This window comes from Gelidibacter salicanalis (genome assembly GCF_016469035.1).
In the GTDB taxonomy this organism is placed as follows: domain Bacteria; phylum Bacteroidota; class Bacteroidia; order Flavobacteriales; family Flavobacteriaceae; genus Gelidibacter; species Gelidibacter salicanalis_A.
In genome coordinates, this window is record NZ_JAEHJZ010000376.1 from 1 (window position 1) to 274 (window position 274).

Annotated in this window: 1 protein-coding gene; it reads right to left on the reverse strand. The window is 43.8% G+C overall.

Annotation, left to right across the window (positions count from 1 at the left end):
- The coding region (locus JEM65_RS21700) for a pyridoxal-phosphate dependent enzyme (RefSeq protein ID WP_199603845.1) at positions 1-274 on the reverse strand (274 nt) is incomplete at both ends.

Here is a 274-nt window from a genome sequence, read left to right on the forward strand (position 1 = left end):
TCCAGCTCCGTGCCCAGGGATTTTTCGAGTTCCTATAGGAGTTCCGAAAATGATGCTGCCCACAGCATCCACCGCAATAATTTTAGTTTTTAGCTTGTTCAAACGTACGTAGTCTGTACAACCCATTAAAGTACCACAGGTGCTAGTGGCAGCAAAAAGGTAATCTGGAGCATAACCAAGATCCTTTACTATTTCATGCATTGTCTGTTGATGAGCGGCTGGGTTTTGCAAATTGCCATACTGGTTAGTCCAAAAACTCCGAGGATTTTCAGCT